At 51.1% G+C, this 18,198-nt stretch carries 14 protein-coding genes; 1 reads left to right on the top strand and 13 read right to left on the bottom strand.

Annotation, left to right across the window (positions count from 1 at the left end; genetic code table 11):
* Nucleotides 1–29: 29 nt before the first annotated feature.
* The 13 genes from pbpC to trmJ form a co-directional block, all read right to left on the bottom strand.
* On the bottom strand, nt 30–2,351 hold the full coding sequence (gene pbpC, locus AB3Y96_RS04625; RefSeq protein WP_367298588.1) for a peptidoglycan glycosyltransferase PbpC: 2,322 nt from the start codon (nt 2,349–2,351) through the stop codon (nt 30–32).
* 13 nt (nt 2,352–2,364) lie between these two features.
* A complete protein-coding gene (locus tag AB3Y96_RS04620; protein ID WP_367298587.1) occupies nt 2,365–7,362 on the bottom strand; it encodes an alpha-2-macroglobulin in 4,998 nt (1,665 codons plus the stop codon).
* 137 nt (nt 7,363–7,499) lie between these two features.
* Nucleotides 7,500–8,336 carry an enhanced serine sensitivity protein SseB gene (gene sseB, locus AB3Y96_RS04615; protein ID WP_072307672.1) on the bottom strand — a complete coding sequence of 279 codons (837 nt, stop codon included), beginning with the start codon at nt 8,334–8,336 and terminating at the stop codon, nt 7,500–7,502.
* A 149-nt stretch (nt 8,337–8,485) separates the two neighbouring features.
* The gene (gene pepB, locus AB3Y96_RS04610) at nt 8,486–9,784 is read right to left on the bottom strand and encodes an aminopeptidase PepB (RefSeq protein WP_063585791.1); all 1,299 of its coding nucleotides are present in this window, start codon (nt 9,782–9,784) and stop codon (nt 8,486–8,488) included.
* Nucleotides 9,785–9,980: 196 nt separating this feature from the next.
* Nucleotides 9,981–10,181, bottom strand: coding sequence for a Fe-S cluster assembly protein IscX (gene iscX / locus AB3Y96_RS04605; RefSeq protein WP_025800422.1), 201 nt, complete (start codon nt 10,179–10,181; stop codon nt 9,981–9,983).
* Between the two features lie 33 nt (nt 10,182–10,214).
* Nucleotides 10,215–10,550: an ISC system 2Fe-2S type ferredoxin gene (gene fdx / locus AB3Y96_RS04600; protein WP_025800421.1), complete on the bottom strand. Its 336-nt coding sequence runs from the start codon at nt 10,548–10,550 to the stop codon at nt 10,215–10,217.
* A gap of 2 nt (nt 10,551–10,552) precedes the next feature.
* Nucleotides 10,553–12,403 (bottom strand): Fe-S protein assembly chaperone HscA, encoded by a 1,851-nt coding sequence (gene hscA / locus AB3Y96_RS04595; RefSeq protein WP_367298586.1) that lies wholly within the window; start codon nt 12,401–12,403, stop codon nt 10,553–10,555.
* 80 nt (nt 12,404–12,483) lie between these two features.
* Entirely contained in the window at nt 12,484–13,002 is a 519-nt protein-coding gene (gene hscB / locus AB3Y96_RS04590) for a co-chaperone HscB (RefSeq protein WP_040047046.1), read from the bottom strand.
* A 196-nt stretch (nt 13,003–13,198) separates the two neighbouring features.
* Entirely contained in the window at nt 13,199–13,522 is a 324-nt protein-coding gene (gene iscA / locus AB3Y96_RS04585; RefSeq protein WP_025800418.1) for an iron-sulfur cluster assembly protein IscA, read from the bottom strand.
* A 100-nt stretch (nt 13,523–13,622) separates the two neighbouring features.
* Entirely contained in the window at nt 13,623–14,009 is a 387-nt protein-coding gene (gene iscU / locus AB3Y96_RS04580) for a Fe-S cluster assembly scaffold IscU (RefSeq protein ID WP_025800417.1), read from the bottom strand.
* Between the two features lie 30 nt (nt 14,010–14,039).
* A complete protein-coding gene (locus AB3Y96_RS04575) occupies nt 14,040–15,254 on the bottom strand; it encodes an IscS subfamily cysteine desulfurase (protein WP_025800416.1) in 1,215 nt (404 codons plus the stop codon).
* A 71-nt stretch (nt 15,255–15,325) separates the two neighbouring features.
* Nucleotides 15,326–15,823, bottom strand: coding sequence for a Fe-S cluster assembly transcriptional regulator IscR (iscR, locus tag AB3Y96_RS04570; RefSeq protein ID WP_004847474.1), 498 nt, complete (start codon nt 15,821–15,823; stop codon nt 15,326–15,328).
* 232 nt (nt 15,824–16,055) lie between these two features.
* On the bottom strand, nt 16,056–16,787 hold the full coding sequence (trmJ, locus tag AB3Y96_RS04565) for a tRNA (cytosine(32)/uridine(32)-2'-O)-methyltransferase TrmJ (protein ID WP_025800415.1): 732 nt from the start codon (nt 16,785–16,787) through the stop codon (nt 16,056–16,058).
* 252 nt (nt 16,788–17,039) lie between these two features.
* Between trmJ and suhB the strand changes: the two genes are divergently transcribed.
* Nucleotides 17,040–17,843 (top strand): inositol-1-monophosphatase, encoded by an 804-nt coding sequence (gene suhB / locus AB3Y96_RS04560; RefSeq protein WP_072307668.1) that lies wholly within the window; start codon nt 17,040–17,042, stop codon nt 17,841–17,843.
* The last annotated feature ends 355 nt before the right edge of the window (nt 17,844–18,198 follow it).

Below are 18,198 nucleotides of genomic sequence, written 5' to 3'. Positions count from 1 at the left end.
TGCAGTTCCTTAATCAAGCACCTGTAAAATTATTCCACCTGAAAATCAGCGCTAGTCAGTTGGCCGCCGTCGTCCATTACCGTTAGCTGATATCGTCCTGCACGCGTGAAACTATAGGCAAACTGTGGTTCCTGAGAAACCAGTTCTCCATTTAAAAACCACCAGCGTTCCCCTATCCCACCTTGCGTCGTTAAGCGCAAATCGATGCGAGTCTTACCCGGCGGACGGCGCAGAATCGAACCATTATTGAGCCCAATCAAAATGAGTGGTGCAGAAATTGTCTCGACCGGCGGTGGACAGGTTTGGCTTACCATCGGCAAACGGTGGGATCTTTTTTCGGCCTCAGGGAGCCACGGTTCTAATGGCAACGGCCATAGCGCCAGCTTTTTCTCAACCGCTCCCACGCATTCAGGAGCAACACGTTCGCCTTTATCGTTTAACCACTGACGCAGCCAAATTCCCTGACTGCTTTCCTGCCCTGGGGCAACGAGCGTAGGTGGAATGGTGCCATCCAGTATCCATGCAAAGCGGCGTTGGCGACAGTTGGTATCCTGCGCGTTCAGCGGCTGGCCGCCGGGCCAGCAGATCACCGCACTGGAGACCGAGCGCGGCCGAGGGTCTGTCGGCCATCCATTGCCGCGTAAACGTGGATTATTCAGCAGTAAATTATTAAGTTGAAACAGCAACGGTATCGCAGTGGCGTAGCCAAATTGTCCAGCAACCGGAGTACCGTCTGGACGCCCAACCCACACGCCAATAGTGTAGCGAGCGTTCACGCCTACGGCCCATGCATCACGATAGCCAAAACTGGTTCCCGTCTTCCATGCCAGCGGAACTACCGCCGATAAGGAGTCATCCGGTTCAGGCCTTGCCTGCCCTGCCAGCGTGCGACGGATAATCCACGCAGCCCCCGGCGACATCAGCGGTCGATTATGAATTTTTTCTGTCGGTACAAAACGTAAATCAGCACTTTGTCCCTGCCGCGCTAACGAGCTGTAAGCAGAAACCAGCTGATCTAGCCTAATGCCCGCGCCGCCTAGAATGAGTGATAAGTTAGGCTCAGCATAAGCGGGAAAACGTAATGTTAGCCCTGCATTGCGCAGTTCGGCGGTAAAACGTTTTGGGCCATAGGCCTCCATCAGCTGTACCGCGGGGAGATTCAACGAACGCGTGAGTGCTTCACTCGCAGCTACGGCGCCATGAAATCCCGTATCAAAATTTCCCGGCCGATAATCGCCAAAACGGCGCGGCACGTCCTGCAGCAAAGATTCGTTGTGGATGATCCCATCATCTAGCGCAAGCCCATACAAAAACGGCTTAAGAGTGGAGCCGGGAGAACGCCACGCGCTTACCATATCCACATAGCCAAAACGCGAGCGGTCAGCAAAGTTCAGCGATCCCAAATAAGCCTTCACCTGCATATCCGTATGATCGACAATCAGCACGCCTACTGATGTTTTCGCCGGCAGACGCGAAAGCCATCCCTGCGCTAACGTTTCAAGCTGCCGCTGTAGAGCGGCATCAATTGTTGTCTGAATGACATCCTGATGTGGATAGGTTTGCACCATGCGCCGTGCTAACAGTGGCGCTGTCTGCGGCATTTGTCGTGAAGCCAACCAAACAGGCTCCTGCTTCACATCATCCGCCTGCTGTTTTGTCCATACTTGATACTGCACCAAGCGATCGAGCACCTTGTTGCGCGCCGCCTGCGCACGCTCTGGGTAGCGATCTGGACGTAAACGACTTGGCGCCTGAGGTAATACGGCGAGTAAAGCAGCCTCTCCGCGCGTGAGCTCATCAGGCGGCTTGCCTAAATAGGCCCAACTTGCCGCACCGATGCCTTGTAGCGTGCCACCAAAGGGCGCGCGATTAAGATAGAGCTCAAGGATTTGAGTCTTGGAGAGATGCCATTCTAGCTGTGCCGTACGCCAGATTTGACGCACTTTGCCACCGAAGGTGCGGGGATGAGGATCGAGTAAACGCGCAACCTGCATAGACAGGGTGCTTCCTCCGGAAATAATCTCACCGTGACTGAGGTCTTGCCAAGCCGCCCGCGCAATAGCAAAAGGGTTAATACCCGGGTGCTTATAGAACCAGCGATCTTCGTAAGTTAACAGAGCCTGAAGATAATACGGTGACACTTGCTTGATCGTAACAGGATAGCGCCATACGCCTTGCCCATCAGCAAAGCGCCACAGCGGCGAGCCGTCCTCAGCCACTACAACCCGCGCGACTTGCACATCGCTAAGTGGAAGCGGCCAGACCTTATCAGCCAGCCACAACCCACTACCAATCAGCAGCGCAAGCAGTGCGATTATCACGCACCGCTTGCGTAAACGTTTCAGTGACATCCTCAATCAGCTATCACTGGCCGATAATCACAGTTGAAGGCGTTTCCCCAACGGCACGCCACTGCGGGATATACATTGATTCAACCTGCGGCGCAGGCAGTTGATATTTACCCGGCGTTACCGCTCTTGCCAGATACAACAGAGTCGTATGCTGGCCAGACTGAATATCCACCGCCGCCACATAGCGATCGTCACGGAACTCTTGATGTTTGAGCGTAGTCTGGCGTGATGCATCGAGCAGCGAAGTCACCTCGGTTGCCGCATCATCCAAGCTTGCGCTGGCATCATTCAGGCTTTGATTTTCAAGCTCAACGCCTGCGGGCAGCAGATCAACCACCAGCGCATCCGGCACGTGTTCTGACGACCACACATCCAGATGAACCAAGATGAGCTGCCCACTTTTCAGCTGCGTCAAATCAACCGGTTTGCCATCTAATCCTAAGAAATCACGTTTGATATTGAGAATATTGCTCATTGGCTGCGGAGCGCTACTTGGATAGCCTACAACGTCAAAACGAGGATAAAGCGTTGACTCGCCTTGGTTATTAATCACCAAGCCGTTAGTAAGCCAAGATTCATCATAGTTTTTAACCTGAGCCTGTTCGCCATAGGCTAAATCAACGCCCTTCGCCGATGAAATAACTCCTTTCCATTCACTTTCCGGCTGGCCAATAAAACCTTTGCCTGCCATAAATACCGCGTTCTGTTCTTGGGTCGAAAGATATTCTGTGGTCGTTAATCGATCCGACAACGAAAGTAAGCGTTGCTCCTGCGTTGTTGGCTCGAGGTTAAACTCTTCCATCAGCGCCAGAATCATCGCATCGTCCCGCACTGGGCTGCCGTAGTCTTCCAGCCAATAGTTCGTTGCCGAACGCTGCAGTGCCAGACCTTGCTTGAGCACTTCTTCGCTGCGCGGTGTATCACCCATGAGCTTAAGCGCAATACCTAGCTGGATCAGAGGTAAACCGGACTCGGCCTGAGCACGACGCTCATACAGCTGGCGCAAAGCACCTAGCGGTGCCTGTTTCTGCTGTGCCAAAACGAGTCCTGCATAGGCCTGCACGGCAAAACGCGTCGCATCTGGGCGTGCGCTGCTGTTTACGTCTATTTGATTGCGATCTTGGAGATAGCGCAACAGCGCGGCATCTGCCTGTTTCAACCCGTCATCCTGTACGGCAAAACCGCGTTCACGCGCACGATGCAAGAAATCGGTAACATATGCGGTTAACCAATACTCTTCTGGTCCATCGCTGCTCCACAACGCAAAACTGCCGTTATAGCGCTGCATACCCAGCAAACGGGTAATTCCCGTTTCAATATTCTGTCGGCGAACATCATCCGTAGAGGTTTTGATACCTAGCTGTATCAACTGTTGTTGATTGGTATACAGCGATGGGAACAGGCCACTGGTGGTTTGCTCCAGACAACCGTACGGATAGGCGTACAGCGCACGTACGTAACGCGCTATATTCAGCGGCGGTCGGCTAGTCAGTAGTAGTGATGCTTCTGGCGCAACGAGACCTGAAAGTTGCTCAGTATCTACGTGCCAGCTGTCACCAGGTTTAATCATGCTCGCCAAATGGCGAGTTTGAGCAGGGTATGCCGGACGCACGCCTATTTTCCAGCTATGTTCATAATCACTGACTTGTTCGCCCGGTAGCTGCATTCCGACGATGCGAATGGCTACGTTGCCATCCCCAAATCCATTATTCGCACTAACTGGGATGGTGAGAGTCTTACGTTGCCCATTTTCGAGCTCAACCGTTTGAGTATTGTCGCCACTCAGGCTGATAAGACCAGACGCGGTCAGTGCCACTCCCAACGTTTGCGGATGCCCAGACAGATTTGTGACATCCAGCGCCAGCTGGCTGCTATCGCCACCCGCGAGGAAGCGTGGTGTTTGTAGCTCTGCGATAATCGGCGCAGCGACCGTCATTTTACGTTCGGCGCTACCAAAGTTTTGCCCATTCCACGCTTGAGCCATAAGCCTTAGCTCACCGTTAAAATCTGGAACTGGAAGCTGAATCGTCCCGTTGCCATTTTCATCCAGCGTGATACGTTGCAGCTGCTGCGCGACGATATTCACTTCGGTTGGTGGTTTCTTGCCGCCACGTGACAGCGCATCTTCATCTTCGCCATCGCCACCAAAGCGCAGCGTTGCTAAACGTCCAGAGCCTTCGATGAGTTGCCCATAAACGTCATACTGATCCGCACCGTAGCGTTTACGACCTAAGAAAGCGTCGTACGGGTCGGGCGTTTTGAAATCAGTAATACTCAAAACACCGGTGTCCACGGCGGAAAGTAAAACGGTCACTTCTTTTTGTTTCTCGCCACCGGCCCCAGCAACGTTGACCTGAACCGGCACCGTCTGGTTTGGTCTGATTTTGTCTTGCGCTGTCAGCGTCACATTCAGCTTACGCGCTTCTTCATTGAGAGGAATATGTAATAAGCCTACCGCACGTTTTGGCGTTACCTGCTTATCTTTCTCTCCTGGGCGAACCACTAGCGCATTGAAATAGAGATCGTGACGACGCCATTCTTGATTGAGCGGAACCTCTACCGTGGTACCGGCTTCTGGTACATCAATTTCCTGCCACCATAAAGGCCCTTCGCCAGATTCCAGCATCAGGTATCCCTTGCCGGCGGTTGGCGCGTTGATGGTCACTTTCACCTTTTCACCCGGCTGGTAATTAGGTTTATCCAGCTTCAGCTTCACTTGATCGGGGCGCACTGCGCCCGTACCGTCAGTATTATCCTGCCAGCGATATCCAGCCCAGAATCGAACGCTGTTGATCAGGCCGTTGGCTGGATCTTTCACTTCAAGGCGGTAAGAACCCCATTCGACGGGGAAACTCACTTTAGCACTGCCGTCAGCGGCGATATTTAGCGTTTGCTCACCGACGGGCAGATCTTTTTGATCGTATTGAGACTGCCAGCCAGACCCTTCAGACCATTGCCAGTAATAATCGCGACGCTCTTGAATCAGCGTGGCTTTCAGACCCTGTTTGGCGAGACGTTTCCCCTGTGGATCGGCATAGATCACATCAAAGGCAGCGTCGCTATTTTCATCAACCATCGGCTGCTTACGATAGCTATTGGTCTGGTAATCATAAATATCTTGCTGGCCGAAAAGCGGACGGATCGCTGACAGCTGTTTGGCTGGCCAAATATCCTGTTCGCTACGTCGAGTCACCGGGCGACCACCAGACTCTAATAGACTCGCTTGGAAAATCAGACGTACAGGAGATTTAACATCGGCCCACTGACTTTCCGTTTCAATGCTTGCCATGCCCTGCTCATCGAGCGTGGTATCAACTTCATCTAAGGAGCGCTTTAGATTTTCTTCCGTGGCCGAACCAAAGCTGTAACCCGGCAATTCGGTAACCGCCTCACGCAACGGACGCAAATAAAGCTGCCCTTGAAGGCGGTTCATCGCCGCCGGAGCCCCATATAAATAGCGTCCTGACACATTGAAACTGGCGCTCTGCTGCATCTCAATAGGAGATGCGCTTTCCGGTTTTATTTCCAGAGCTATGCGTTCAGGCATGAAGTCTTCAACGTTAATCGCATAGTAGCGCGGCTGGTTGTCGCCCAGATTGAAACGCAGCGACCATTTCCCCGTCGCTGCACTTTCAGGCAGTGCATAGCGATATTGGTATAACCCATTCTCCGGCTTCCAAACGAAGCTCGACGCTACGCTATCGTCTGGACGTAGCACATCAACTTTTATCGGCTGCTCAGGCAAAGGCTGTCCATCGGCATCGCGCAGCAGAGCATTCACAATCACCGTTTCACCCGGGCGATAAAGATCGCGTGGGCCAAAGGCAAACAGCTGCTTGCTGAAGCCTTCAGGGCCACCAATATCAAACTCACTGAGATCGAGCGCAGGCTGCGTCAGGTCGATAATACTGGTCTGCCCATTTTGGTTAGCCAGTAACAGTTTCGCTTTTGGCGACTTGCTTAGCTGCGCGTGCCCCTGCGCGTCGGTTTTACCTTCTGTTAGCACACGCCCTTTTTCATCTAACACCTGCAATGCCACATCAGACATCGCGCCACCGCCCGCTAAGGCCTGAGTGAAGACATCCATGCGTTCATGATAGCTGTGCAGTGAAACACCGATGTCGCTCAACGTTAACAAAGTGGCTGGATTACTGTAGCTGTAACGCCCCGCTTGCTGCATCACGGCTAGATAAACACCGCTCTCTTGCAAAGGCTTTATGTCGCTAAGCGGAAGCTGAAGCTTTTCACGTGTATTGCGCTGAGGATTGAGATCAAAGCGTCCGCTGTAGACCAAATCAGCCATTTTTAGCAGTTCATCAGACCGCCATGATTCTACCGATTGGCCATAGCCCCACTCGGATAAAAATGCGGGCAACGACGCAGGTTTAATGCGGTAAAAATTGACGTCTACGCTGTTTACGTTGAGCGCCATCACCGGTAAACCGGCGGCAACTTTACCGGGCAATAACGAACCACGGCTGGCAAATCCAACGCTTGGCTGAATATCTTTGGTAGCAATTTTTTGCTGTGTTTCTTTACCTAGCGTTGCGCCATTAAGCGCCACCAAGGTGGGATCAATCGTGAGGAGCAATTTGCGTTTGGGCTCTAGATGACGCAACCGCAGTTCACGCAGGTTATCTGAAAGCTCCCATGCACCGTCGATTTTGCCTTTTTCGGTGTCCACTAAGTGGACGCTATCGGCAAATTTTTGTTTAGGATCTAAAGGAATGGAAAAGGTGAGCACAAGCGCAGCCGCGCCATCAAGCTGTAGCTCAGAGCCATCGAGTAAAGTTAGCGTTTTACCCTGCGATTGTTTCGCCATTTGCGCCAAATCTGTGTCACTCAGCGCTTTCTTTTGCGTGGCGACAGCGGCGGGATCCGATGTGGTTGTGGTTTTCACATCGTTGTTATCACAGGCAGAAAGCGCAGTAATAAGTGCTGCCACGAGTACACTACGACGCAACATGCGGACAGAGCGGCAGTTTTTTGACTGAGATGATCCTTGGCGCATAACATTTTCCATTTTTAATCCGAATAGCACTATTATCCGTGACAAACAATGAAAGTGAAATGGCGAAACCTTAATTCAGATTATGCTAGGCCTAAAATGGCAAAGAGAGCCTTGCGGCTCTCAACGTTATTGAAATATTAGGCAGTTCCGCTGGAAGGGATGCTATTGCGTAGCCAGCTGCCCCAGCGCCGCTGATAAAACGGCTGGGTATGCGTTTTCAGATAATGACTCACGGCATCCCCTTTTTCATCGGTGACAAGGCAAAGGTCTACCGGCTCATCTTCTGGCGCGGTTTCGCTCGCCAAGCTGCCTGTTTCCTGAATGAGCAAATCGATCTCTTCATCAGTGCCATCAATTTCTAACCCAATCAGTAAATTAGGTTTTTCATCGACCGCCTGATCCTGAAATATCGCTAAATAGGCATTGCGTACAATTTTGCGTTGAGTAAACAGCGTGGTTAACGCATCCACCATGGCAGACGGATACGCTTCAGGCTGCCCAAGCAAAATTTTACTTCCGCCATCAACCACCTGCTCCATCGGCTGTGCCATACCGCCCGTTTGCAGCAGCATTGCAACTTCCTGCGCGTAGAAAGCTTTGCCATATTCACATTTTGGATTCAAAAACAGCTGAGCGCCTTTAGTTATCGCGAACAGATCGCGAACCGGTAACGCCATAAACGGTTGTTCTTCGTCTTCCACTGCCTGCTGTAACATCTTCAACGAAGAGAAAAACGGGATCGTCGAGAGCCCATCTTGCATTTCCCAATGCTGTACATTCAGCTCACCGTTAGGGGCAATAATAAGCTCGCCTTTATCCTGAACGCCGCTTTCGGCCAGAATATAAACCGTAGAATCCAGCAGCGTGCGATAAAACAGTGTGCGATAGGCGGGGTCTTTTACCGCCTTTTCCAAGCTTTTTTCGAGCTGCTCTTCTGGGGTGTCGTGGTGGTGATCGTGATGATGAGAACTCATCGGGTGCTCCAAAATCGATATGTAATGACCCCACCCTAACCCTCCCCTTCGCAGGGGAGGGAACAGAATGGAAGCACAATATAAATTTGTGCTCGGACGGCCCCTCCCCCTGAGAAGGGGGAGGCTGGGTGGGGATCAGTAGTCCGTAATTACGCTTTCGCTTTTTCCAGCAGTAAATTAGCCAGCGCGCGCACGCCTAAACCTGTAGCGCCCGCAGCCCACTGATCGACGGCGCTTTTGCGGTAGGTTGCAGAGCAGTCAATATGCAGCCAGCCTTGACGGTATTCTTTAACGAAATAAGACAGGAACGCCGCTGCGGTACTTGCGCCGGCGCCGTATGCCGCACCGGCAATGTTATTGAGCTCGGCAAAGTTAGATGGCAACTGGCTGCGGTGGAATTCTGCCAGCGGCAAGCGCCAGAAAGCTTCATTCTCTTGCTCAGCGCTTTGCAGCATGTCGGCTGCCAAGGCGTCATCAAAGCTAAACAGGGCATGGTAATCGTTGCCTAGCGCCGTTTTAGCCGCGCCGGTCAAGGTTGCACAGTCAATGATCATCGCCGCATTCTGCTCAGAAGCATCAATCAGGCCATCAGCCAAGACCAAACGCCCTTCCGCATCGGTATTCATAATCTCAACGGTTTTACCGTTGCGATAGGTAATAATGTCGCCCAATTTGAACGCATTGCCACTGACTAGATTATCCGCGCAGCAAAGATAAAGTTTTACACGCTGGTTCAAACCACGAGAAACCGCCAGCGCCAGCGCTCCGGTGACCGTAGCTGCGCCACCCATGTCTGATTTCATGGAATCCATGAAGGCGCTTTGCTTCATGCTGTAACCGCCGGAGTCAAAGGTGATGCCTTTACCCACCAAGCAGGCCAGAACAGGCGCATCAGGGTTTCCAGTTGGGTTGTAATCCAGAGCTAACAGCACAGGAGAACGCTCCGAGCCGCGACCAACAGTGTGCAACCCCATATACCCTTGCTCGCGCAGATCTTCACCTTTGGTGATGCGGTAGCTGACATTGTCACAGGCAACGCTACACATCAGATCAACCGCGCGCTGTGCCAGCTGAGATGGCCCCACCTCTTCGGCTGGCGCATTGATCGTGTCACGCACCCAGTCGACGATCTTCAAACGACGATCTAATTCAGCGCGATCGGATTCGCTCAGATCGGGCCACTGCACTTGACGCGATCCTTTTGGCCCACGATAACCCTGCCAAAAAGCCCAGCATTTTTCCAAGTCCCAACCTTCACCGGCAAGATGAACCTGTTTGATGCCCTGTCCGTCAAGCTTGCGCGCAGCGCGCTGTACAGCAACAAGCTCGCCATTACCGTTCAAATGAATAACCATCCCTTCGCTACCGGAACTCAGCAATGCTTTTTCGCCCCAGCGCGCATCGGCTGGCTGATGGGATAGGCTTACGGGCATAAATTCGGTCGACATAAATCTTCTCCTGATATACCCAGCGTATTTGCAGCGACACGTCGTTGTATGGCAGCTCGAATAAGCGCGGGTATCATTATTAATCGTTAGTTTTTCAGTGAAATTGATTTGCGATTAGCGTGTTCTATCAATATCTGGATTGGAGTAATTTGGATTGTAGTAAAAGGGCCACCTTCACAGGTAGCCCTTTAACTTTTTACTCTGCTTCATCTAACCAGACTAGCAGGATAGCTTCCAGAATTTTTTCGTTCGATTTTGTAGGGTCATCGTCGAAATCTTCTAAATCGCAAATCCATTGGTGCATATCGGTGAAGCGAACGGTTTTAGGATCGATATCCGGAAACGCATCATACAGCGCTTCGCCAATCTCGCGGCTGTCTTGCCACTTCAGACCCATAATATTCTCCCAAACAAGCGTAACCGCTTATTTTTAATGCTCGCGAGCGTGGTTAACGGTATAACGTGGGATCTCAACAACCAGATCCTGATCGGCCACTTTTGCCTGGCAGCTCAGACGGCTTTCCGGCTCTAAACCCCAAGCTTTATCTAGCATGTCGTCTTCCAGCTCACTGCTTTCATCCAGCGAGTCAAAACCTTCGCGGACGATGCAGTGGCAGGTTGTACATGCGCAAGACTTTTCGCAGGCATGTTCAATTTCGATTCCGTTACGTAGAGCAACGTCGAGAATCGTTTCGCCTTCCTGAGCTTCAAGAACTGCGCCTTCAGGGCAGTGTTCCTGATTAGGAAGAAATACGATTTTTGGCATTTTTAAACCTCATCCACAGAATGACCAGCCAGCGCTCGGCGAACAGATGCATCCATCCGGCGCGCAGCAAATTCTTGCGTTTGTGCATCAAGCACTTTAATCGCAGCTTCAATATCTCCGGCAACATCACCCGCAGCGGCCTGCTCTAATGCAGTTACAGCCTGTTTAATGTTGCTCAGCTCTGACTCACTTAACAGCGCAGAATCCTCTGCCAAGGCACCGGTCAGACTCTCAAGCACGCGTGCGGCTTCAACTTTTTGTTCTGCCAGCATACGCGCGCTGATATCTCCACTGGCATTAGCCATGGAGTCTTTAATCATGGTGATGATTTCGTCATCGCTCAAACCATATGAAGGCTTGACCTGAATCGACGACTGAACGCCGGTGGATTTCTCCATCGCGGTAACGCTCAGCAGACCATCGGCGTCAACTTGGAATGTCACACGGATATGTGCGCCACCCGCAGGCATTGCCGGAATACCACGCAGTGTGAAACGCGCCAGAGAGCGGTTGTCTTGTACCAGCTCGCGCTCGCCCTGTACCACGTGGATCATCATGGCATTTTGGCCATCTTTGAAGGTGGTAAATTCTTGCGCGCGTGCCACTGGAATAGTGGTATTACGCGGGATCACCTTCTCAACCAAACCACCCATGGTTTCTAAACCAAGCGATAGTGGAATAACATCTAGCAGCAGCATTTCTGAATCGGGCTTATTACCCACCAGAATGTCGGCCTGAATAGCTGCGCCAATCGCCACCACGCGGTCAGGGTCGATAGAGGTCAACGGCATACGGCCAAAAAACTCCCCGACCAGCTCACGAACCAACGGAACGCGCGTTGAACCGCCAACCATAACCACTTCAATCACTTCATCAGCGGTCACGCCTGCATCTTTCAGCGCACGGCGGCATGACAGCAAAGTACGTTTTACCAACGTGCCAATCAGTTCATCAAACTGTTCACGAGTCACGCTGCCTTTCCAACCCGCAACTTCAACGTCGACTTTTTCAGCATCGCTGAGTGCGATCTTGGCCTCAACCGCCACGTCAAGGAACTGGCGCTGAATACGCGCATCGCTGCGATCGGCATAGCCAGATTGTTCACGCAGGAAATCGGCTAATAGGTGATCGAAATCATCGCCACCCAGCGCGGAATCGCCGCCGGTTGCCAGCACTTCAAATACGCCACGGCTTAGGCGCAAGATAGAAATATCGAAGGTGCCGCCGCCCAAATCATAGACCGCAATAACGCCTTCTTGGCCGGAGTCTAGACCATAAGCAATCGCTGCCGCCGTGGGCTCATTGAGCAAACGCAACACGTGCAGACCGGCTAAACGCGCAGCATCTTTGGTTCCCTGACGCTGTGCGTCATCAAAATAGGCAGGAACGGTAATGACCACGCCATCCAGCTCACCTTCTAAGGTCACTTTGGCGCGTTCAGCCAACGCTTTTAAGATCTCGGCAGACACCTGAATAGGGTTAACCGAGCCCCCTTCCGTGATCATCATCGGCAAACCATTTTCGCTCGCCTCAAACTGATACGGCATATGCGGATAACGCGCCTGAACATCAGCCAAAGAGCGTCCCATGAGACGCTTAGCGGAGCTGATGGTATTAACCGGATCTTGCGCTGCCTGTTGGCGAGCATCGTAGCCAACTACAATGTCATCTTTCAGATAATGAACGACAGAAGGCAGCAAATGACGGTCCTGCGCATCGGCCAGAGTTTCTGCTTGGCCGCTGCGCACGGTCGCCACCAATGAATTGGTCGTACCTAAATCGATACCCGCCGCTAAACGGCGTTGATGCGGAGCAGCACTCAGCCCCGGCTCACTAATTTGCAATAAAGCCATCTTGAGCTTCCGTTAAACAAGATTTGTCAGAACAATTTCTGTTTGAAAACATCCATTGAATCAACGCAATCAAAAATCGGTTATAGGCCCAGCAGTTTTTCTTCGAGTTGTTCCACTTGCTGCTGTAGCTTGTCGAGAAAACGTAGCTTACGCACGGTGTCTGCGGCTGATTCCCACTGCTGTTGATCCAGCTCGGAAAGCATTTGCGCACTGCGCGTTTTGGTCATTTTAGCGATCCGCGCAGAAAAGGCCATGAGCGCCTCTTCAGGATCGGCATGCCGCGCAATACCATCCAGCTCTTCACGCAGTTCAAGTTGTTCCATCAGGAACGACGTATCGCGCATGGTGTGCTGTTCATTGCCTAAGTCAAACCCTTGTAATAGCAGCATATACTCTGCGCGTTTAAGAGGGTGTTTTAACGTTTGGTAGGCATCATTGATGGTGGCAGCTTGTTGAATAGCCTGCATACGCTCGCGTTCCGGTTTAGACGCATAGCGATCGGGATGGAATTGGCGCTGCAATTCCTGATAGCGTGAAGCAAGAAGGCTGCCGTCCACTGGGTAGCGAACCGGCAGCCCGAATAATGTGAAGTAATCCATGCCGTGCTCTGATGTTGGTCTGTGGATGAGGTATCCCAGAATACCTCATATACCCTAAATAATTCGAGTTACAGGAAGGCGGCAAGTTTGTGGGTCCCTAGAAATATGGCTAGGGTCAACAAACGTAGCCAACGCACATGCGGCTCGAAGTATGACGGGTATACAAAACGTTGCGATACGTCAGTAGTCCGGCCAATCAGACGTTAAAGCTTTCGCCGCAGCCGCACTCGCTAGTCATATTTGGGTTGTTGAATTTGAAGCCTTCGTTCAGGCCTTCTTTCACGAAGTCCAGCTGAGTACCATCAAGATACGCCAAGCTTTTACCATCAACGATCACTCTTACGCCTTTGTCTTCAAACACCACATCATCTTCGTTAGGTGCATCAACAAATTCCAGTACATACGCCATTCCCGAACAGCCAGAAGTTCTCACTCCCAGACGTAAGCCATACCCTTTACCGCGGTTAGCCAAAAATGTCTGTACGCGCTGTGCGGCAGCGTCGCTCATGCTAATAGACATACAACAACCTCAATTCTTATTAAGCGTTTCTCTGATAACGGCTACTGGCGATTCAATCTTAAATCGCCAGTCCTGAAACCCACTGAAAAACGTCTACAGATTACTTAGCGGAATGCTTAGTTTTATAATCAGCAATCGCCGCTTTAATGGCATCTTCAGCCAGAATCGAACAGTGAATCTTCACCGGAGGCAGAGCCAGTTCTTCAGCGATATCAGTGTTTTTGATAGCCTGAGCCTGATCCAAAGATTTGCCTTTTACCCATTCGGTAACCAGTGAACTTGATGCGATTGCTGAACCACAGCCATAAGTCTTAAAGCGGGCGTCTTCAATGATACCCTCATTGTTGACTTTAATCTGCAACTTCATCACGTCGCCACACGCTGGTGCGCCGACCATGCCGCTACCAATGCTCGGATCTTCGTTGTCGAAGGAACCGACGTTGCGCGGGTTTTCATAATGATCAATAACTTTGTCGCTGTAAGCCATAACGTTACTCCTTAAATTTGAATCCTGAGATTAATGAGCAGCCCACTCGATGGTGCTGATGTCTACGCCCTGCTTGAACATATCCCACAGCGGAGACAGGTCACGCAGACGACCAATAGACTTACGAACCAGAGCGATGGCGTAGTCGATCTCTTCTTCCGTGGTAAAGCGACCCAATGAGAAACGAATTGAGCTGTGTGCTAACTCATCGTTCATTCCCAAAGCACGCAGCACGTATGACGGCTCCAAACTCGCAGAAGTACAGGCAGAACCAGAAGACACGGCCAGATCTTTCAGAGCCATAATCAGCGATTCGCCTTCGACGTAATTAAAGCTTACGTTCAGGATATTCGGTGCACCGTGCTCTAAAGAGCCGTTCAGGTACACTTCTTCAAGATCTTTCAGGCCATCCCACAAGCGGTCACGCAGCGCGCGCAGACGTGGAACTTCGGTAGCCATTTCTTCTTTAGCGATACGGTAAGCTTCACCCATACCGACGATCTGATGAACAGGCAACGTACCTGAACGCATACCACGTTCATGACCACCGCCGTGCATCTGTGCTTCAATACGAATGCGCGGTTTACGGCGAACGTACAGCGCACCAATCCCTTTCGGACCATAAATTTTGTGGGCGGAGAAGGACATCAAATCGACTTTCAATTTGCTCAAATCGATCGGCAGTTTGCCAACGCTTTGCGTCGCATCAACGTGGAAGATGATGCCACGGCTGCGGCACAGTTCACCGATAGCTTCGATGTCCTGAATCACGCCGATTTCATTGTTTACGTGCATGATAGAAACCACGATGGTGTCTTCACGCATGGCTGCTTCCAGCTCTTTAAGATCGATAATGCCGTTGCGCTGCGGTGCCAGATAGGTCACTTCAAAGCCTTCACGTTCTAACTGACGGCAAGTGTCCAGCACAGCTTTGTGTTCGGTTTTGCTGGTGATGATGTGCTTGCCTTTTTTCTGATAGAAATTGGCAGCGCCTTTAATCGCCAGGTTGTCAGATTCGGTTGCACCGGAGGTAAAGACGATCTCACGCGGATCGGCACCGACCAGTTCAGCAATGTTGTTACGTGCGATATCGACCGCTTCTTCCGCCTGCCACCCGAAACGGTGGGAACGCGAAGCCGGGTTACCGAAAGTACCGTCCAAGGTTAAAAACTGCATCATCTTTTCAGCTACGCGCGGATCGGCTGGCGTAGTGGCTGAATAGTCTAGATAAATCGGTAATTTCATTCTCTTGCTCCGTACATCACTTCCAAATTAGTACATTTAAAGAAAGTGTTATGGCTCGTCGTCGCAGCTGCTTATGCGCGCAGATTCACGTTAATCGTGTCCTGACGACCGTTAGTATTGGCACCACGACGCGTATCGGAATTCTGGCGATCGGCAACATCCAGCACTTCTTGGTTATTCACCAATTCAGCCAGAGTGATGTTATTCAGAAAACCGCTGATACGCTCACTCAGGTCACGCCATAGCGTGTGCGTCAGACAACGGGTTCCACCCTGACAACCTTCTTTACCCTGACAGCGCGTTGCATCAACAGATTCATCAACGGCAGTGATCACGGTACCTACGGCGATTTCGGCTGCGTCTTTACCCAGCAAATAACCACCGCCTGGCCCACGCACGCTGGAAACTAATCCATTTTTGCGCAGGCGTGAAAATAATTGTTCCAAATAAGAGAGCGAGATGCCCTGACGTTCGGAAATATCTGCCAGTGGAACTGGCCCTTCCTGGGAGTGCAATGCCACATCAAGCATGGCTGTAACAGCGTAACGGCCTTTGGATGTCAGTCTCATGGCAAATAGTAACCTTTAAGAAAAAAGATGAAACACGCTTACTTATCGAACGCGTTAATTTTCTCATTCCTGAGTAAAACAGTCAACTATTTAACCTAGTAATTCACTCAACTATTACATCTTGTTAAAAAAACGTTACCACTGGAACAACAATCCCTGTTTACTATCAGCATCTTACTCATCGGAATACCTGTGTATTTTACTATGATATTCCGATGAAAGCAGTCATGAATTAGTGCTTTCCGTGCTCTTGCTTCTCAATTGAAGCCAAAATACCGCGCAAAATGTTCAATTCTTGCGCTTCAGGGCGCGCACGCGTAAACAATCGACGCAGGCGGCTCATGATATTTCCTGGATGCGTTGGGCGAATAAAACCTGTCGCATGCAGCGTTTCTTCCAGATGAGCATAGAAGCGTTCGAGATCGTCTACCAACGGATACGGCTCTTCTTCTGCTACCGGCTGGTGAGCGGCAATACGATCAAGATGCGCAACGCGAATTTCGTACGCAATAATCTGTACCGCCATGGCTAAATTCAGAGAGCTGTACTCTGGGTTAGCAGGGATGGCGACATGATAATGACACTTTTGCAGCTCATCATTGGTCAAGCCCACGCGCTCACGGCCAAACACAATCGCCACTGGCGCATGTTCAGATTCCATCGCGCTGCGCTGGCCACATTCACGTGGTTCTAGCATTGGCCACGGCAGTGAACGCGAACGGGCGCTCGTTCCGACAACCAGGCTACAACCGGCAATAGCTTCATCAAAAGTGTCCACGATAGTGGCATTACCAATCACATCGCTGGCACCCGCAGATAAGGCGATAGCCTGAGAATCTGGCTTTACCAATGGATTGACGAGGTAGAGGTTGGTTAACCCCATGGTTTTCATAGCTCGTGCAGTCGATCCCATGTTTCCGGTATGGGAAGTCTCCACCAGCACAATACGAATGTTGTCCAGCATGCTAACTCTGATTTGGTTTGGATAATCGCGATATCTTAACATAAAGCGTCTATTGATCGTTTCTATTGATTTAATCCGTTTCTGATAGAATTCTCATTATTGGCTTTTCGTTGGCCTAGCAAAACGCCCCATCGCGATAGTTCTGCCAAATTATAAAGAAGAAACGAATTGAAATCAGACGTGGCTGTTTAATTCGCAGCCTGCTATACTGCGCGCCGTTTCCTGTTCTTTAACATCCCGTGGAAGATACCCATGCATCCGATGCTGAATATCGCCATACGCGCTGCGCGTAAGGCTGGTAACCTGATTGCCAAAAATTACGAAACTCCTGACGCTGTTGAAACTACACAGAAAGGCAGCAACGATTTCGTGACCAACGTTGACCGTGACGCTGAACACCTGATCATTGAGACTATCCGTAAGTCTTACCCTAAGCACACGATTATCAGCGAAGAGCGCGGTGAACTGGTCGGTGAAGATCACGACATTCAATGGGTAGTTGATCCACTGGATGGCACTGCAAACTTCATCAAACGTCTTCCACACTTCGCGGTATCTATCGCTGTACGCATCAAAGGCCGTACAGAAGTTGCTGTGGTCTATGATCCAATGCGTAACGAACTGTTCACTGCAACCCGCGGTCAGGGTACACAGCTGAATGGCTATCGTCTGCGCGGCACCACCGCTAAAGATTTAGACGGCACCATTCTGGCGACCGGGTTCCCGTTCAAAGTCAAACAGCACGCACCTGCTTATATTGCTATCCTTGGTAAACTGTTTACTCAGTGTGCAGACTTCCGTCGCACCGGCTCTGCAGCGCTTGATCTGGCCTATGTTGCCGCAGGTCGCGTTGACGGTTTCTTTGAGATCGGCCTGAAGCCTTGGGATTTTGCCGGTGGCGAATTGCTGGTTCGTGAAGCAGGCGGTCTGGTTACCGACTTTGTTGGCGGTCACAACTACCTGAGCTCCGGCAACATCATCGCGGGTAACCCTCGCGTGGTGAAAGCGATTCTGGCCAATGTCCGTGACGAACTGAGCGAAGCGTTGAAGCGCTAATACTTCCGCTCGTTGAGTAAAAAAACCGCCCTTTCGGGCGGTTTTTTCATTTTAGCGACTTGCCAGACAGTTAACCGTCACCGAGACGGAATTATTGGCAATACTCCAATTCCCCTTTCCCAGCGATAGTAACGAGCCAGAAACAATAAGCAGGATACAAACGTACCGTTTCATTGTGCGATCCATACAAAGACCGCTTCACAGCAACACCACCGGAGATCCTACCGTGAAAACAAGCACTGTGATGCGCTTGCATTAACGATCTGCGGATTTCCTTTCCTTCGATCCGGCGCCTGCTTGCAAGGCAGCGAAAAGGGCCGTCAGAAATCATACTCTGCAATTAATCGTTTATTAA

The organism is Hafnia alvei (assembly GCF_964063325.1).
In the GTDB taxonomy this organism is placed as follows: Bacteria; Pseudomonadota; Gammaproteobacteria; order Enterobacterales; family Enterobacteriaceae; genus Hafnia; species Hafnia alvei_B.
This window is presented reverse-complemented; position numbering and strand designations above follow the sequence as displayed.